Genomic DNA, 1218 nt, shown 5'->3' on the forward strand with positions numbered 1-1218 from the left:
CTGATCCTCCCCCACTGAAGTGGTCCGCCGTTATGTTTAGGAAACGGAGGATCGAGAATGGCAAACAAGCGACCGAAGGCGGAAGAGATTGTCTCGAAGTTACGTCAGGTTGAGGTTCTGATGGGGCAAGGTCTGTCCCGTCTGGACGCGATCCGGCGTATCGGCGTTGTCGAACAGACGTATTACCGCTGGCGCAAGCAATACGGCGGGATGGGCGTGGATCAGTTGAAGGAACTGAAGCGCCTTCAGCAGGAGAATGACCGGCTCCGGCGCGCCGTTTCGGATCTGACGCTGGACAAGCTGATCCTGATGGAGGCTGCTCGGGGAAACTTCTGAGCCCTGCTCGCCGCCGGGCCTGCATTGACCATGTCCGGGGTGAGCTGGGCGTTTCCGAGCGTCGCGCTTGCCAGGTGCTGCGCCAACACCGCTCAACACAGCGCAGGGTGCCACGAGGGCGGGCGGACGAAGATCGCTTGGTCGCCGACATGACCGAGTTGGCCCGGCAATATGGACGCTACGGCTATCGCCGGATTGGGGCTCTGTTGCGGGAGGCCGGATGGCAGGTGAACGACAAGCGTGTCGAGCGACTATGGCGGCGGGAGGGGCTGAAGGTGCCGATAAAACAACCGAAGAAAGGACGACTTTGGCTGAATGACGGATCCTGCGTCCGGTTGCGACCGCAATACCGGGATCATGTCTGGTCCTATGACTTCGTTCACTGCCGCACCGATGACGGCAAGGTGTTTCGAACGCTGAACATCCTTGATGAATTCAGCCGCGAATGCCTGACGATCAGGGTGCGGCGCAAGTTGAACTCAACAGATGTGATCGACGCGTTGACCGACCTGTTCATCTTGCGCGGCGTGCCAGCCTTCATTCGTTCCGACAATGGCCCGGAGTTCATAGCCCTCGCTGTTCGGGACTGGATCAGCGCCGTCGGCGCAAAAACGGCCTACATCGAGCCCGGATCGCCCTGGGAGAATGGCTACTGCGAGAGCTTCAATGCCCGCTTTCGCGATGAAATGCTGAACGGAGAGGTCTTCTACAGCCTCCGTGAAGCCCAGATCCTGATTGAGCAATGGAGGAAGCATTACAACACGAAACGGCCACACAGCGCATTGGGCTACCGCCCACCAGCCCCGGAAACCATCGTCCCGATGGACCAAAGGCCCGTCATGCACTAACTTTTAACCTGGACCACTCGGGTGGGGCTGATCA

The 1218-nt window shown here is 59.4% G+C and carries 1 protein-coding gene; it reads left to right on the forward strand.

What is annotated here, in order from left to right; all coding sequences use genetic code 11:
* Positions 1 to 57 precede the first annotated feature (57 nt).
* A protein-coding gene (locus E2K76_RS20130; protein WP_136686210.1) for an IS3 family transposase occupies positions 58 to 1184 on the forward strand; the annotation gives its coding sequence in 2 pieces (ribosomal slippage) (positions 58 to 322 and positions 322 to 1184; 1128 coding nt in all).
* Positions 1185 to 1218: the final 34 nt, after the last annotated feature.

The organism is Falsirhodobacter xinxiangensis (assembly GCF_004959935.1).
GTDB lineage: Bacteria > Pseudomonadota > Alphaproteobacteria > Rhodobacterales > Rhodobacteraceae > Falsirhodobacter > Falsirhodobacter xinxiangensis.